The sequence below is a fragment of the Neobacillus sp. B24 genome (genome assembly GCF_055381825.1).
Genome location: NZ_AP035777.1, coordinates 2716499 through 2732241 on the forward strand (window position 1 = coordinate 2716499; position 15743 = coordinate 2732241).

Sequence of the window (15743 nt, forward strand, 5' to 3'; positions counted from 1 at the left end):
ATTGTTACATACAGACATGCAAAAAAATCAAAAACGATCCAAAAAATGGCTATTCGCGGGTCTTGCTTGCGGACTATTCCTAGTTATTTCTTCGATTACTCTATTATTATATCCATTTGCTTCACAAGAAAAAAAGACTTATTTTAACGGTAAGTATCCGATTGTTTACAACGGGAAGCAGCAAAGCAATGCTCTAGTTGAAGGAAACACTACATTTGTTCCATTAAATTTTTTAAAGGAGCAGCTAGACCCAAGCATCGTTTTTGACGAAAAATCAAAATCGGTGATTATTACAACAAAGGATAAGGTTGTGCAGATGCCAACTGATTCGTTAACTTATTTTGTCAATGAACAGCCGGTCAATTTGCAGCTTTCACCGATTGTATCAAGGAACGGAGAGATTTTTGTTGGCTTGGATGCCATCCTGCCATTTTACCAAATTCAATACCAGAATTTGCCCGAGAGTCAAGCAATTCTGATTCAAAGTGATGGGGAGCAATTTATCTCCGGCAGAGTGATAGAAAGGGATATTGATAACGAAAAGTTAAGGCTGCGTACAGGCGCTTCCTTGCAAACACCATATGTCACGGAAATGAAGCAAAACGAAGCTGTCACGATTGAAAGTGAGAAAGAAGACTATTATTTTGTCAGAAAAAGCAATGGAGTCGCCGGATATATCAAAAAAGACTATGTAACAAAGGGAGAACCTGTAAGGATTGAGGTTACCCGAGAACAGAAGTCTGTCTCGGTCCCAAAAATCAACGGACCGATTCATTTAACATGGGAAGCGGTTTATACGAAAAACCCAAAAGCCTCGCAAATACCGGAAATGGCCGGTGTCAATGTTGTTTCGCCAACTTGGTTCTCACTAGGTGGTGGTGATGGCTCTATAAAAAATCTAGCGTCATTGGAATATAGCAAATGGGCTCAAGGCAAGGGGTATCAGGTTTGGGGCGTATTTTCCAATGCTTTTGACCCGCAGCTCACCCATGAAGCCTTGGAAAACTTTGAAACGAGAAAAAACATTATTCGGCAATTGCTACACTTTGGTCAGCTTTATCAGCTGAACGGGATTAACTTTGATATTGAAAATGTTAATCCTGAGGATGGGCCGCTCGTTACTCAGTTGATGCGCGAAGCTGCTCCATACTTGCATGAAGCGGGGTTGATTGTTTCGATGGATATTACCTTTGCCGCTGGCGAAAACAATAATTGGTCATCTTTTTATGAACGTCCCAAGCTTGCAGAAATTGTAGATTATTTGGTAGTAATGGCCTATGATGAGCACACCCAATCTTCTGGCCCAGGAAGTGTTTCGAGTTTCCCATGGGTAGAGAGAAATCTGGAAAATCTGCTGGTTGAGGTACCTAAGGAAAAACTGGTCCTCGGTGTGCCTTTGTATGCAAGACTATGGAAGGAACAAACCGGTGCTGATGGTACAGCAGAAGTGACCGCCACTGCGCTATCAATGGATAAGGTGAAAGCATGGCTGGCGGAAAATGGATTGCAGCCGGTGTATGATGAAGAGTCTGGCCAAAACTATGCCGAATACTATTCTGAAGGTGAGAATGCCACTTATAAAATTTGGATTGAAGATGAGATGTCATTGAAAAAACGGGCAGATCTCGCAATGAAACATGGGTTGGCAGGGGTAGCCAGCTGGTCGAGACAATTTGGCGACCAAACCGCCTGGACTGCTTTAAACCTTAAGACTGATACGACAGTGACACAAAACGATTAAACCGGCGAATTGCCGGTTTTTTTAGATATACAAAGCAACTGCAAAGGAAAATAAACAGGGAAGATTTTCCTAGAAATTAAGAAGATTTAAGGTCAAATTCTTTACAAAAGTATGGAGAATTTTCAAACCATTTGTTAACTTGTAGATTCTCATATAGCGAAAAACCTATAATTTAAGTACATCAAAACACAGAGTGAATAGTTTAACCGGCCATCATCCATCCAGATTTGGTCGGTTTTTCATATAAACCCGATAAGATGTGACCACCATGGCCAAAACTTTCATCGATTATTACCAATCTGAACATAACGGAAGTGAGCTTATGAAAAGTGCAGCAGTAACAGAAATGACTGAACGGGAACTGGCGGAGAAATACGAGGCTATTAATCGCCGGCTAGAGGAACAACTGCAGCGTGAAATCGCCAAAAACAGAGAAAAGGATCAAATCCTGATCCAACAGGCAAGGCTTGTGGCAATGGGAGAGATGATCACGACCATCGGCCAGCAGTGGCGCCGGCCGTTAAAAAGCCTATCACATCTTATTCAGGATGTAAAAGAGGCCGATGAATTCGGTGAAATTGATGGGCCATTCATTGATCGATTTACCCGTGAAAGCATGATGCAAATCAATCTGATGTCACGCGCTATTAATGATTTTCGAAAATTTTATAAGCAGGATTATGACAAATCAACTTTTTCCGTCGGAGATGCCATCGAAGACGCCTTGTTTATTTTTACCCCGAGCCTCAACGATCATAGAATTGAGGTGGAATTTGAATATCGAGGGCAGCAGCCCGCCTTTGGCTATCCAAACGAATTTAGTCAGGTTGTCTTGCATATTTTAACCAATGCCCGTGATGCCTTTATTGAATCAGGAAGAAGCAACCGGATTTTAGCTATTAAAATCGGAGAAACAGACCAGTTCATTACAGCGGAATTTACTAATAATGCCGGCGGGATTGAACCCAGTCTGTTGAAAACAATTTTTGCTCCTTATTTTACGACAAAACCGCATGGCACGGGCCTTGGTCTTTATATGACCAAAAAAATCATGGAAAACATGAATGGTCAGGTTACTGTTGAAAGCACCGGAAATGGTGCCCGTTTTACCTTATACGTTCCAAAGGTTACGGCAGCAGTCAAATCAGATTTTTAACTAGGTTGCCAAGTGGGCTTCCGAGCTATTCGGAAGCTTTTTATTATATATTTTTCTGAAATAAAGGTAAAATAAAGGAAATACATACCATAGGAGTGAAAAAAATGGCCGTTGAAAATCCAAGCTTAGAAGAAATCGGGGCAATTCTAAAAAAAGCGAAAAGAATCGCGGTTGTGGGGTTAAGCAATAATCCAGATCGGACATCCTATCAAGTTTCCGAGGTTATGCAGCAAGCAGGTTACGAGATTATCCCAGTTAATCCTACGATTGACGAAGCTTTGGGAGTCAAAGCGGTGGCGTCGTTAAAGGATATTGAGGGGCATATCGATATCGTGAACGTTTTCCGTCGTTCCGAGCAATTATTGGATGTTGCCAAAGAATTTGTTGAAATAGATGCAGATGTTTTTTGGGCTCAGCAAGGTCTCGTTAATGAAGACGCCTACCATTTCTTGAAAGAAAAAGGTTACACCGTCATCATGGACCGCTGTATTAAGGTAATGCACGCCTATACCAGGGATTAATAATTTTCTCGAAAAGCTGCACAAAATGAGGCAGCTTTTTTATTTTTTTATCGTCAAAAACATATGTCAAAATACTGTTGGTTTAAAATACATATTTGCCAAATCAAAATAAATCGCTAAAATAAAGCTTAGACACACTCGAAACTTATGGTAAAATTAAGTAACAAACATTTGTTCTCGAATGGTTTTTATTATTGGATTCGCTATTTTAAAAACAATTTATTATGAAAGTTTCTTAAAAATAGAAATGTGTTTCTTTTTGTGAGGGAATGAAAGGGGTATTTTAGTGGCAAGAAATCAGCAAGCTTTTGATTACAATGATGATGCCATCCAGGTGCTTGAAGGACTTGAAGCAGTCCGAAAGCGCCCTGGTATGTATATCGGCAGCACCGACGGCCGCGGTCTTCATCATCTCGTCTACGAGATTGTCGACAACGCGGTGGATGAAGCGCTGGCAGGCTTTGGTGATCACATCATTGTCAAAATACACAAAGATAATTCCATTAGCGTCGTCGACAAAGGACGCGGTATGCCGACGGGTATGCATAAAATGGGGAAACCGACACCAGAAGTCATCCTAACGATCCTCCACGCCGGGGGAAAATTTGGCCAGGGCGGCTATAAGACAAGCGGTGGTTTGCATGGTGTGGGCGCGTCTGTCGTTAACGCATTATCAGAATGGTTAGTTGTAACCATCAAGCGTGACGGTTTTACGTATGAACAACGATTCGAGAATGGCGGCAAGCCAGTCACCACGCTTGAAAAAATCGGCAAAACGAATCAGTCAGGAACAACGATTCACTTTAAACCGGACCCGACGATTTTCTCCACCACCACCTATAATTTTGAAACACTTGGTGAGAGGTTAAGAGAGTCGGCCTTTTTGCTTAAGGGCTTAAAAATAGAGATTATTGATGAGCGGAACGAATTGCATGAAGTGTACCATTATGAGAATGGAATCGAGGCGTTCGTCACCTATTTGAACGAAGAAAAGGATTCCCTTCACCCCGTTGTCAGCTTTGAAGGCTCTCAAAACGGAATTGAAGTGGATTTTGCTTTTCAATTTAATGATGGCTATTCCGAGAATGTCTTGTCATTTGTTAACAACGTAAGGACAAAAGACGGCGGGACGCATGAGGTCGGTGCCAAAACGGCAATGACAAGGGTATTTAACGACTATGCCCGCAAGGTTAGTTTATTAAAAGAAAAAGATAAAAACCTCGATGGAGCCGATGTTCGTGAAGGATTATCAGCGATTGTTTCGGTTCGTATCCCGGAACAGCTATTGCAATTTGAGGGACAAACGAAAGGTAAACTGGGTACGAGTGAAGCCCGGTCGGCCGTTGATGCCGTTGTCTCTGAGCATCTGTCCTACTTTTTAGAAGAAAACCCGGATATCAGCTCCCTGCTTGTTAAAAAGTCAATTAAGGCCTATCAAGCCCGTGAGGCGGCAAGAAAAGCACGTGAGGATGCGAGAAGCGGTAAAAAGCGTAAACGTTCCGAGGCGATGCTGTCCGGTAAATTAACACCGGCACAATCACGGAACCCGCAAAAGAATGAACTTTATCTGGTTGAGGGTGATTCAGCGGGCGGTTCCGCCAAGCAAGGCCGTGACCGTCGTTTCCAAGCAGTTTTACCGCTAAGAGGTAAAGTTATTAACACTGAAAAGGCTAAACTTGCTGACATTTTTAAAAACGAAGAAATCAATACGATGATCTACACGATCGGCGGCGGTGTCGGATCTGATTTTAATATTGAGGATATAAACTACGATAAAATTATTATTATGACTGATGCCGACACGGACGGGGCCCATATTCAAGTATTATTGCTGACGTTCTTCTACCGTTACATGAAGCCGCTCGTCGAAGCCGGACGTGTCTATATTGCCTTGCCGCCGCTTTACAAAGTAAGCAAGGGTACTGGTAAAAAAGAGATCATTGAATATGCCTGGAATGAACAGGAATTGCAAGTTGCGATGAAGAAGGTTGGCCGCGGCTACATTATCCAGCGTTATAAAGGTCTTGGCGAAATGAATGCTGACCAACTGTGGGAAACAACGATGGACCCGGAAAAACGTACGCTTATTCGGGTAAAAATTGATGATATCGCTAGAGCGGAACGTCGTGTTACGACGCTTATGGGCGATAAAGTCGAACCGCGCCGCAAATGGATTGAAAGCAATGTTGCCTTTGGTTTAGAGGAAGATGATAACATTTTGGAAAATGAAAACATCTCCGTATCTGAGGAGGTGCAAGAAGGATGAGTGCAACAGAAAAATTTCGCGACTTACCTTTAGAAGATGTTATTGGCGACCGTTTCGGCCGCTATAGTAAATATATTATTCAAGAACGGGCCTTGCCTGATGCCAGAGATGGACTTAAGCCGGTCCAGCGAAGAATCCTATATGCTATGCATGTTGAGGGCAATACCCATGACAAAGGTTTCCGAAAAGCGGCCAAAACCGTAGGTAACGTTATCGGTAACTACCACCCGCATGGCGACTCCTCTGTATATGAGGCAATGGTTCGGATGAGCCAAGATTGGAAGCTTCGTAATATGCTTATTGAAATGCACGGAAACAACGGCAGTGTCGACGGTGACCCGCCGGCCGCAATGCGATACACAGAAGCGCGTCTTTCCGCCATTTCGGCAGAGCTCATGCGTGATATTGAAAAAGATACCGTTGAATTCATTCCAAACTTTGATGATACATCCAAGGAACCAACCGTTCTGCCTGCTGCGTTTCCAAATTTGCTCGTGAACGGCTCTACCGGTATTTCTGCTGGTTATGCGACTGATATCCCGCCGCATCACCTAGGAGAAGTCATTGATGCAGTCATCATGAGAATGGATAATCCCATGGTGTCTGTGGATGAATTATTGACCGTGATCAAGGGCCCTGATTTCCCAACTGGGGGAATTATTCAAGGGCTTGAGGGCATCAAAAAAGCCTATGAAACTGGTAAAGGCAAAATTATCGTTCGCGGAAAAACCGACATTGAAGAGCTCAGAGGCGGCAAGCAGCAAATCGTTATTACAGAAATTCCGTATGAGGTCAACAAAGCGAATCTGGTGAAAAAAATCGATGAATTACGGTATGATCGTAAAGTCGAAGGAATTTCCGAGGTGCGTGACGAAACCGACCGGACCGGATTAAGGATTGTCATTGAATTAAAAAAAGATGCCGATGCCGAGGGCATTTTAGCGTTTTTATTTAAAAATAGTGACCTGCAGGTAACCTATAGCTTTAATATGGTTGCGATATTTAACAAGCGGCCAAAGCTTATGGGATTGCGCGAACTGCTTGATGCCTATATTGGACATCAAAAGGAAGTCGTCACAAGAAGAACTAAATTTGATTTGGCGAAAGCGAAGGAACGCCAGCATATTGTGGAAGGCTTGATGAAGGCTCTATCCATCTTGGATGAAGTTATTGCCGCTATCAGGGCATCAAAGGACAAGCGTGATGCCAAGGATAACTTAATCGCCAAGTTTGCTTTTACAGAGCCGCAGGCAGAAGCGATTGTTTCCTTACAGCTTTATCGCTTAACCAATACAGACATTACCGCTTTAAGGAATGAAGCGAAGGAATTGGCAAAAAAAATTGAGGAGCTTACAAGTATTTTGGAAAGCGAGAAAAAGCTTGCCTTGGTTATCAAAAAAGAATTGAAAGACGTGCGAAAACGTTTTGTTGATGAGCGCCGTTCCAAAATACAAGCGGAAATTGAAGAAATTAAAATCAATCTGGAAGTCTTGGTCCCTAGTGAAGATGTCATCGTAACCATAACCGAGCATGGTTATGTAAAACGGACAAGCCAACGTTCGTTTGCCGCCTCCAATGGTCAGGACCTAGCGATGAAGGAATCAGATCGGCTGCTTGCAAAGCTTGAGATGAATACACAGGACGTTCTTCTTCTGTTTACGAATAATGGCAATTACCTTTATTGTCCGGTTCATGAGCTTCCTGATATTCGTTGGAAGGACATGGGACAGCATATTGCCAATATTATCCCGATTGACCGGGATGAAGAGATCATCAAGGCCATTCCTATTAAAGATTTTGAAGCATCCGACGCATTCTTAGTGTTTATCACGAAGAATGGAATGGCCAAGAAAACGGATTTGAAGCAATATAAAGCACAGCGGCATTCCAAACCGCTGGTGGCTGTCAATCTGAAGGAAGATGACCAGGTTGTCGATGTCCATCTGACCGATGGCAGCAAGGAGATTTTCCTCATTTCCCATTTCGGTTACGCCTTATGGTTTGCCGAAGAGGAAATTAGTATTGTCGGTGTTCGTGCTGCCGGCGTAAAAGGAATGAATCTGAAAGATGGCGATTATATCGTCAGCGGCCAACTCCTGAGCCAAGGCAGTAAAGAAACTATCGTGGTAGCTACCCAGCGCGGTGCCGTTAAACGAATGAAATTATCTGAGTTTGAAATTGCATCTAGGGCGAAACGCGGTGTTGTAATTCTTCGTGAATTAAAAGCAAATCCGCACAAGATTACCGGTTTTGTCACAGCTAAAGACGAAGATGAAATTTTCATTTTGACGGAAAAAGGACATATCGAGACATTAAAGACAGGCGAAATTCACTTTAGTGACCGGTACTCCAACGGTTCGTTTGTTCTGGATGAAGGAGAAAACGGGAAAGTCACCTCCCTATGGAAAGTTCCGGCACCAGAGAAGCCATCTGAATAATAAGCAAACAGGAACCTCACGAAAGTGGTTCCTGTTTTTTCATCTTTTTTCCATAATTGGGCATACTAACTATTACTTGATTATGGGAGGGGTAAAAAATGAGGAAGGAATTGCTTCTTGCGATGGCAGCATTCTTTTTGATCTCGACTACAGTGGTCTATGCCATCGAAGAAAATAACAAGATTGTAACCATCTCCAGGGAAACAGCAGATATCACTGGAGACGGCAAGGTTGATGACATTTTGTTGCAGGGTATAGCCTATCAGGATGAAGCTGGTTATTTAAAAGAAATCTATATCGAAGTAAAAGCTTCAAACGGAAAAACATATAAGATTCCGTTTGAAAGCGGCGCTAAAGCAGGGCTGAAACTGGTAGATTCCAATCATGACGGCCTGAACGATCTATTCGTTACTGTTGAAACGGGTGGCAGCGGCGGGATTATCGTGAACTATTTATATACACTGAAGGGTTTTACTGTAACTGACTTAACTGTCCCGGAACCGTTGGAAATGGACACAAATTTTTTAAACGGATATAAGGCCGAAATAAAGGTAAAAGCAACTGGTAAATCATATGTTTTTAACTTAAAAGATCGGAAGAAATATTATAATAAAATGGGGTTGTATGTTAAAGGAAAGTTAAATGAACCAATGGAGTTAATGGTCAATGCCTATAGCAGCATGGAACCAATAACGTTAATGGACGGCAAACTTGGCTTAAAAGGTGTTCAGAGGGTTGCTGGTATCGCAAATGCTGATACAATTGCTTACGTGGAATCAACCTGGTCGTTTGTGGACGGAAAATGGCAGGCAATCAATGTTGAGGTTAAACAACACAGGGATCAATAACCCTGTGTTTTTTTATTTAAAAATTGACGAAGCTTACCTGCGAGAATATAATTAGGTATGCAAATTAATAGGTAACCTAATTATTAATAAACTTAACAAAATCGAGGTGAAAATGATGGCAGATATCGAGAGTGCAACAGCACAAAAACTGCTGCAGGCATTCATGCAATTTCGCAAAACTGGGTGGCATGAAAAGAAAATTGCCGGTTATAATCCAAGTGAATTTAAAGTGTTGGCAACCATTCACAAAGTCACATCCGAGAAACAGACAGACATGAAAGTGTCGGAAATCAGTCAGGAGCTGCAGGTCACTCCGCCAACCGTTACACAAATTATCAATACGCTTGAAAAAGATGGGTTAGTACAGCGGACAATCGACCCTGCTGACCGCCGGGCTGTAAAAATTAAGCTAACACCAACGGGAACGGAAGCAGTTATGGAGGCAAGAGCAGCCTTTACCGAAACATTCCTAGGATTAATTGATTACCTAGGTGAGAGTGAAAGCGAACAATTGGCCGACACGCTGACCAGAGTCCATCACTACTTTCAAAATTTAAACCGATAAACCAAATTGGAGCTGATCATTTATGGGTAAATTACTAACATTTTTAAAACCCTACCAAGCCCAAGTGTATTTCGTGTTAATTCTTGTCCTGCTGCAATCTCTTTCAGAGCTTTATTTGCCAACCTTGATGGCCGATATTGTCGATAAAGGTGTTGTAACCGGTGATACGGGGTACATTTGGAAGATTGGCGGCTTTATGCTGTTAGTTGCAGCAGGAGGAATGATTTGTTCGGTTGTGGCAAGTTTCCTTTCTGCCAAGGCAGCATCTGGTTTTGGGAAATTACTGCGGAGCAAGATTTTTGCACATGTCGAAAATTTCTCACTACACGAATTTGATAAACTAGGCACAGCCTCACTGATAACCAGAACGACAAACGATATTACGCAAATTCAGCAGGTATTAATCATGATGCTGCGCATGATGGTAATGGCTCCAATGATGTGCATCGGCGGCATTATCATGGCTTATTCAAAGGATGCCAAGCTTACCTTGGTTCTGGCTGTCTCGCTTCCAGTCCTGGTACTTGCAATTGTTATTATTGCCAGAAAAGGGATACCACTTTTTAAAGCAATGCAGGTAAAACTTGATAAAGTCAATCTGGTGCTAAGGGAGAATTTAACCGGAATTCGTGTAATCCGCTCGTTTAACATGGTTTCATATGAAAAAAACCGTTTTGACGGAGCAAACTGGGACTTAACTGATACCGCGATTAAAGTAAATAAACTCATGGCGGCAATGATGCCGATCATGATGATTGTTCTAAACCTAACCACAGTGGCTATCGTTTGGTTTGGCGGCATCCGCATCAGCAACGGTCATATGGAAGTGGGCGATATGATGGCATTCATCCAATATGCGATGCAAATCATGTTCTCGTTCATCATGCTCTCGATGATGTTTGTGATGATACCAAGAGCCCAAGTTTCTGCCACCAGGATTAATGAAGTATTTGCAACAACTGCCGACATTGTTGACCCTGATAAGCCAAAAGCCAGCAATGGCACCCGAGGTCAAGTCGTATTTGAAAATGTTACGTTTAGCTATCCAAGTGCAGAAATGCCTGCGATTTCCAATATTTCTTTTAAAATGAACCCAGGTGAAACTACAGCGATTATCGGTGGAACCGGATCAGGTAAATCGACGCTCATCAATTTAATTCCGCGTTTTTATGATGTGGAAAGCGGTCGTGTCCTCGTTGACGGAATCGATGTCCAAGACATGACGCAAGATGCCCTAAGGGAAAAGATTGGCTTCGTTCCGCAGCAAGCAGTGCTGTTCACCGGAACAATCGCTGAAAATATCCGATTTGGGAAAGAAGATGCCACAGACAATGAAGTGCAGCACGCTGCAGAAATTGCCCAGGCGTCAGAGTTTATCGCCGAGATGACAGAAGGATTCCATACGACAATTGCTCAAGGGGGAACAAATGTTTCTGGCGGGCAAAAACAGCGCCTGTCGATTGCCAGGGCTCTTGTAAGAAAGCCGGAAATCTATATTTTTGATGATAGTTTCTCCGCTTTGGATTTCAAAACAGACGCAAAGCTGCGTGCTGCCTTAAAAGAAGAAACGGTTGATGCCACTGTATTAATCGTCGCCCAACGGGTCAGCACGATCATCGATGCCGATCAAATTGTAGTACTGGATAATGGTGAAATCGCAGGAATTGGCTTCCACCACGAATTACTGAACACCTGTTCTGTCTATCGGGAAATCGTCATGTCGCAGCTATCGGAGGATGAAATCGCATGAGCAGAGAAGCCAAGAATAATAGACATGAAGAATCCGGACGAAGAGGGCCTGGAGGCGGATTCGGCCCGCATGGAATGGGTGCGCCGGTAGTGAAGGCGAAAGACTTTAAAGGCACGCTTAAACGGTTAATTGGCTATTTAATGCCCTATAAGCTTCAACTGATCGCTGTGTTCATTACGGCAATTATCGGTACCGTATTTGCGATTGTCAGCCCTAAAATCATGGGAAAAGCCACCACAAAGCTGTTTGAGGGCCTAATGGCGAAGCTTAGTGGCGTTCCAGGAGCCAAAATTGATTTTGATTATATTGGCCAGATTATTCTGCTGCTGATAGGTTTATATATTTTAAGTGCGGCATTTACCTATCTTCAGCAATATATCATGGCAGGCGTCGCGCAAAAAACAGTCTACAACCTACGTAAAGAGGTTCTTGACAAGCTTAACACTCTGCCGCTGAAATATTTTGACTCTAAGACACACGGAGAAATTCTTAGCCGCTCTGTCAATGATGTCGATAATATCAGTTCGACGCTGCAGCAAAGCTTAACCCAGTTGATCACCTCGATTGTTACCATTATTGGTGTCATTGTGATGATGCTGTCAATCAGTCCGTTAATGACCTTGATTGTTGTCATTACGTTGCCATTGAGTGTAGTCGCCACTGCTAGTATTGCGAAGAAGTCGCAAATATATTTTAAAGGACAGCAAAAGGCACTCGGTCAGTTGAACGGTCATGTCGAGGAAATGTATACCGGTCACAAAGTGATTAAGGTATTTGGTCATGAGCAAAAGTCGATTAGCCAATTTGAAGAAATCAATGACCAGCTTTATCAGTCCGGCTGGAAGGCACAATTCATGTCCGGAATGATTATGCCGCTCATGTCATTTATTAATAATATCGGCTATGTGCTTGTGGCGGTGACGGGCGGGATACTAGTGACGAAAAAGGCAATTGAAATTGGTGATATCCAGGCGTTTATCCAATACGCCCGGCAGTTCTCGCAGCCAATTGCCCAAACGGCCAATATTGCAAACATCATCCAGTCAACTGTTGCCAGTGCGGAACGTGTGTTCGAAATCCTCGATGAAACAGAACAGGTACCTGAAGCAGCATCGACTAGGGAATTGACTGACCCGGATGGGGAAGTTGTCTTTGAACATGTCTCCTTTGGCTACAAGGAAGATGAATTATTAATGGAAGATTTGAATATAGCCGTTAAACCTGGGCAAAAAGTAGCGATTGTTGGTCCTACAGGTGCCGGTAAAACGACTCTAATAAATCTGTTAATGAGATTTTATGAAATAAACGGCGGTCGGATATTAATTGACGGAATTGATACGAGAGAAATGAAACGCGAGCATCTCAGAGGTTTATTCGGGATGGTGCTGCAGGATACTTGGCTATTCAATAGCACCATTCGCAGCAATATTGCTTATGGAAAAGAAGGGGCAACTGAAGAAGAAATTGTCGCCGCATCCCAGGCAGCCAATGCGGATCATTTTATCAGGACACTTCCTGAAGGCTACGACACTATTTTAAACGAGGAAGCCTCGAATATTTCACAGGGGCAGAAGCAATTATTAACGATAGCGAGAGCAATCCTAGCCAATCCGGCTATCCTAATCCTTGATGAGGCAACCAGCAGTGTCGATACCCGGACTGAGGTGCAAATTCAAAAGGCGATGGACCATTTAATGAAGGGACGCACCAGCTTTATCATTGCCCATCGGCTATCAACAATTCGTGACGCTGATTTAATCCTGGTGATGAATCATGGGAAGATTATCGAAAAAGGAAATCATCACGAATTATTAGAACAAGGCGGTTTTTATGCCGATCTATATAATAGTCAGTTCTCTGCCAACCAGCAGAAACGGGTCGGTTAAATGGCGTTTGGAGAGTCCTATTTTGGGCTTTCCAAACGCCTTTTTCATGCTCTGGGATAACACACAAGAGGAACGGTTTCAATAAATTAAAAGAAGGATGATTTTTTTAAAAAAATGAGGTGAAATCCTTCGTGAAAAAAAATACGGTGCGGACAGAAAAGAAAATTTGTCTTTGCATGATAGTTAAAAATGAATCAGCGATTATTGAAAGATGTTTAAATGCCGCAAAACCAATTATTGATTTTGTTTCGATTTGTGATACCGGGTCAAGTGACAATACCGTGGAGCTTATTGAGAATTGGTGCAGCGAGAATGGGATTCCGGGGACTCTGCATTTTGCCCCATTTAAGAATTTTGGCTACAATCGGACGCTGGCTGTAAGGTTGGCGCAGCAAACGTATCCGGAAGCTGATTATTTGCTATTACTCGATGCCGACATGCTGCTCGAGGTTGACCCTAAATTTGATAAATCAGTGTTGGATAAGGATCAATATTTAACATTGCAATATAACTCGCAAATTAAGTTTTGGCTGACGCGCCTCCTGAAAGCATCACTGCCTTGGCATTCAGTAGGGGTTACTCATGAATACTGGGATTTGGATCGCTCCAGGCTATTGAATAAAAACTATGTGGATACTTCTGGAAAGCTTGACGGGCTGCCTATCTTTGACCATGAGGATGGCGGCAGCAGGATGGATAAATTCGAGCGTGATAAACGATTATTGTTAGAAGGTCATGAGGACCCAACTACCCCTGAGGACCTAAAAATGAGATATAAGTTTTACTTGGCACAAACCTTTAATTCGCTTGATGAACTGGAGGAGGCCATTAAGTGGTATAAGCTAAGAGTGGAAGCGGGCGGCTGGGTGGAGGAAGTGTACTACTCATTACTTCAGATCGGTTTTTGCTTCGAACGGCTGGCGGTTCGCGCTGGGAGCAAAGCCAAGAGGGAGGAGGAGGAGCAATATTTTGCCCTGGCCCTGTTATATTTTCAAAAAGCTTGGGAATATCGACCGGTGCGAGCAGAATCCTTATATCAACTGGCAAGAATGCACCGAGAAAAGGGGAATAATCAAATTGGCTTAATGTATGCGTTAAGAGGGAAAGAAATCCCATATCCAAAGGAAGATCTGTTATTTGTGGATTATCATGTATACGATTACTTGTTCGACTACGAGATATCGATATGTGCCTATTATATAAAATCAAAGTTTCAGTTGGGGCGGAAAGCACAAAAGCGCTTAATGGCCAAAATAAATCAATTGCCGGAGTATATTGCCGCAGCCGTAAGAAATAATGAAAAATTTTATAATACCAAAAAATGATGAAAATTTTGGTTGTCTCACTATCTTAAGTATACTTAGGAAATGAGACAAAAATGATTTTTGTAAACATAATAATATTATGTAAACTCATAAAAAGAGAGGCTGACAATAGGGTGCAGCCTCTTATTCGATTTGTTCCTTGGGCATATCCATCTTATCTACAGCAATTTTAAGGTCATCATTTTTAATATGCGTATAAATCATCGTGGTTTGTATTGAAGAATGGCCTAATTGCCGGCGTAATTTTGGCACATCGTTAATCTCAGCGTGGTATCTGGTAGCAAATGAATGCCGTAATTTATGTACCGATAACGATGGTTTGCCAAAAGCTGTTGCATATTTTTCGATTAATTTTTCAATAGAACGCGCTGTTAGTCGTCTAGTTTTGCCTTTTGGTCCCATACCAGCAGCAATAAACAAAGCTTTATTGGTTTTGTCGACCTCGTATTTTGAGGTTCTGACAGCAAGATATTCCTGCAAATCATCCATTGCCGTTTGGCTAAAATAAACGAATTGTTCTTTGTTGCCTTTACGAATCACACGAGCGCAATACTTGCTGAAGTCGATATCTTCAAGATCGAGACCGATTACTTCTGAAAGCCGCAGACCCGAACCAAGAATTAACGAGACAATGGCCGTGTCACGTTCCTTGTTTAGTTGATAAAAATTGAAGATTTTCTTGTTGTCTTTGTTGATTTCACCGTATTCATGAGCAACAAACAAACGAAAACGCTCATATTCATCACCGAGCAATATTTTGCCTTCCATTTTGTTTGCTTTCGTTTCCATCGATTCTTTTACTTCGTTAAATTCGATTTTCGCCATAACATTACGGTTAATATATGGCTGAAAATCTGTTGTCTCCGCAATATTTTGCAGATAATTAAAAAGAGACTTTAATGCCGATAATTTACGATTTACCGTTAATTCTTTATTATTTAATTGGTAGTGAAGATAGTTTAAAAAACCATCAACCTCGATGACCGTCAATTTTTCCAGACGCTCCAGCGGAATATCTTTGATTTCACCGGTCCATAAATTTTCACTGATCATCCAATTGAAAAAGATTTTGTAATCATGACAATAATTAAACAGTGATGCAGTCGAAAGTTTTCGTAATTTGTGGTTGATGTATTCGTCAACATACCAAGGGAGCTCATTAAGCAGACCTTGAAGTTTTTTATAATTTTGCTGTTTTGCCAGATTTACCATAAAAACACCTCTACTACATTTTACCTTTTATACAT

General features: G+C 42.2%; 11 protein-coding genes. 10 read left to right on the forward strand and 1 reads right to left on the reverse strand.

The annotated features are described in order from the left end of the window. The first annotated feature begins 1 nt into the window (after position 1). The 10 genes from ACZ43M_RS13460 (at position 2) to ACZ43M_RS13505 (ending at position 14496) form a co-directional block, all read left to right on the forward strand. Positions 2-1741 carry a glycosyl hydrolase family 18 protein gene (locus ACZ43M_RS13460; RefSeq protein WP_464503070.1) on the forward strand — a complete coding sequence of 580 codons (1740 nt, stop codon included), beginning with the start codon at positions 2-4 and terminating at the stop codon, positions 1739-1741. A 268-nt stretch (positions 1742-2009) separates the two neighbouring features. Continuing rightward, positions 2010-2897 carry a sensor histidine kinase gene (locus ACZ43M_RS13465; protein ID WP_464503071.1) on the forward strand — a complete coding sequence of 296 codons (888 nt, stop codon included), beginning with the start codon at positions 2010-2012 and terminating at the stop codon, positions 2895-2897. Positions 2898-3001: 104 nt separating this feature from the next. Beyond that, the gene (locus ACZ43M_RS13470; protein ID WP_464503072.1) at positions 3002-3418 is read left to right on the forward strand and encodes a CoA-binding protein; all 417 of its coding nucleotides are present in this window, start codon (positions 3002-3004) and stop codon (positions 3416-3418) included. Between the two features lie 286 nt (positions 3419-3704). Then, entirely contained in the window at positions 3705-5684 is a 1980-nt protein-coding gene (parE, locus tag ACZ43M_RS13475) for a DNA topoisomerase IV subunit B (RefSeq protein ID WP_464503073.1), read from the forward strand. Beyond that, positions 5681-8122, forward strand: coding sequence for a DNA topoisomerase IV subunit A (gene parC / locus ACZ43M_RS13480; protein WP_464503074.1), 2442 nt, complete (start codon positions 5681-5683; stop codon positions 8120-8122). Before parE ends, parC begins: the two co-directional genes overlap by 4 nt. Positions 8123-8220: 98 nt before the next feature. Beyond that, on the forward strand, positions 8221-8970 hold the full coding sequence (locus tag ACZ43M_RS13485) for a hypothetical protein (protein WP_464503075.1): 750 nt from the start codon (positions 8221-8223) through the stop codon (positions 8968-8970). Positions 8971-9082: 112 nt separating this feature from the next. Next, complete coding sequence (locus tag ACZ43M_RS13490; RefSeq protein WP_464503076.1) at positions 9083-9535, forward strand: MarR family winged helix-turn-helix transcriptional regulator; 453 nt, start codon at positions 9083-9085, stop codon at positions 9533-9535. A 22-nt stretch (positions 9536-9557) separates the two neighbouring features. Continuing rightward, complete coding sequence (locus tag ACZ43M_RS13495) at positions 9558-11285, forward strand: ABC transporter ATP-binding protein (RefSeq protein WP_464503077.1); 1728 nt, start codon at positions 9558-9560, stop codon at positions 11283-11285. Further along, positions 11282-13171 carry an ABC transporter ATP-binding protein gene (locus ACZ43M_RS13500; RefSeq protein ID WP_464503078.1) on the forward strand — a complete coding sequence of 630 codons (1890 nt, stop codon included), beginning with the start codon at positions 11282-11284 and terminating at the stop codon, positions 13169-13171. Before ACZ43M_RS13495 ends, ACZ43M_RS13500 begins: the two co-directional genes overlap by 4 nt. Positions 13172-13347: 176 nt before the next feature. Next, the gene (locus ACZ43M_RS13505; protein WP_464508023.1) at positions 13348-14496 is read left to right on the forward strand and encodes a glycosyltransferase; all 1149 of its coding nucleotides are present in this window, start codon (positions 13348-13350) and stop codon (positions 14494-14496) included. Positions 14497-14619: 123 nt separating this feature from the next. On the opposite strand, the gene xerS is transcribed toward ACZ43M_RS13505, so the two are convergent. Beyond that, complete coding sequence (xerS, locus tag ACZ43M_RS13510; RefSeq protein WP_464503079.1) at positions 14620-15708, reverse strand: tyrosine recombinase XerS; 1089 nt, start codon at positions 15706-15708, stop codon at positions 14620-14622. Between the last annotated feature and the right edge of the window lie 35 nt (positions 15709-15743).

Bases quoted from the DNA above. Each gene is read 5' to 3' on its own strand.
- ACZ43M_RS13485 (WP_464503075.1), top strand. From the start codon at position 8,221: ATGAGGAAGGAATTGCTTCTTGCGATGGCAGCATTCTTTTTGATCTCG.
- ACZ43M_RS13470 (WP_464503072.1), top strand. From the start codon at position 3,002: ATGGCCGTTGAAAATCCAAGCTTAGAAGAAATCGGGGCAATTCTAAAA.
- parC (WP_464503074.1), top strand. From the start codon at position 5,681: ATGAGTGCAACAGAAAAATTTCGCGACTTACCTTTAGAAGATGTTATT.
- ACZ43M_RS13500 (WP_464503078.1), top strand. From the start codon at position 11,282: ATGAGCAGAGAAGCCAAGAATAATAGACATGAAGAATCCGGACGAAGA.
- ACZ43M_RS13490 (WP_464503076.1), top strand. From the start codon at position 9,083: ATGATGGCAGATATCGAGAGTGCAACAGCACAAAAACTGCTGCAGGCA.
- xerS (WP_464503079.1), bottom strand. From the start codon at position 15,708: ATGGTAAATCTGGCAAAACAGCAAAATTATAAAAAACTTCAAGGTCTG.
- ACZ43M_RS13505 (WP_464508023.1), top strand. From the start codon at position 13,348: ATGATAGTTAAAAATGAATCAGCGATTATTGAAAGATGTTTAAATGCC.
- ACZ43M_RS13465 (WP_464503071.1), top strand. From the start codon at position 2,010: ATGGCCAAAACTTTCATCGATTATTACCAATCTGAACATAACGGAAGT.
- ACZ43M_RS13495 (WP_464503077.1), top strand. From the start codon at position 9,558: ATGGGTAAATTACTAACATTTTTAAAACCCTACCAAGCCCAAGTGTAT.